Raw genomic sequence first — 667 nt, forward strand, 5'->3', positions numbered from 1 at the left:
GTCTTAGAGGAGTTGGTAGTAGAATTGCCAAACGAATTTCTAAAGGTGAATCCAATGGCTCATAAATCGCCAGCAACGTCACTAATGACTGGACTTGCAAGAGAGTGTCAAAGCGAATCTGCGAAGGTTAGTCAAGCGCCTGCTGCGGAAATATGGTTATCCGCCTGAGAAACAGGAGAAGGCGATGGTGACAGTGCTGCAACAGGCAGAATTGTTGTGTAGGGATTGGACTGTAACATCTGCGCCTACTGCTCCGTTCTCTTTCATGTTTGTTGTTATCAACTAAGCCAAAACAATTACTTATATTTAACCTTGATGGAATACTTGGTGTTTCCTTTAGCTCCGATTGTCAACTCAGCTCCTTTAATATTAGCTATGTTAATTCCCATAGCGACATCACGGCTCATCTCTATTTCCATTTCTGCAACATTTTGTTTACGACCTTCTTCAATAATTTTTTTGATGTTCTCCGCATCATCTTCAGAAAGTTTACCTGGAGAGTTTATTGTCTCAAAAATGACTTTAACTAAACTAATAGGTGTAAATACAGAAAAAAGTATTGGAAAGAGTAATTCAAAAAAATCTGGCTCTTCTTGATATTCAAATGTTTTATTTTTTTCGTTGTAAACTAATGCCATAAATTAATCTAATTAAGAGGTTTATATAG

At 37.2% G+C, this 667-nt stretch carries 2 protein-coding genes; one reads left to right on the top strand and one right to left on the bottom strand.

Annotated elements, in window-relative coordinates; all coding sequences use genetic code 11:
• The first annotated feature begins 94 nt into the window (after window positions 1-94).
• Window positions 95-286: a type I restriction enzyme endonuclease domain-containing protein gene (locus GNF10_RS37265; RefSeq protein ID WP_185607517.1), complete on the top strand. Its 192-nt coding sequence runs from the start codon at window positions 95-97 to the stop codon at window positions 284-286.
• Window positions 287-296: 10 nt separating this feature from the next.
• Here GNF10_RS37265 and GNF10_RS37270 read toward each other — a convergent pair whose 3' ends face one another.
• Window positions 297-638 (bottom strand): hypothetical protein, encoded by a 342-nt coding sequence (locus GNF10_RS37270; RefSeq protein WP_185607518.1) that lies wholly within the window; start codon window positions 636-638, stop codon window positions 297-299.
• Between the last annotated feature and the right edge of the window lie 29 nt (window positions 639-667).

Source organism: Nostoc sp. UCD121, from assembly GCF_014222285.1.
In the GTDB taxonomy this organism is placed as follows: Bacteria; Cyanobacteriota; Cyanobacteriia; order Cyanobacteriales; family Nostocaceae; genus Nostoc.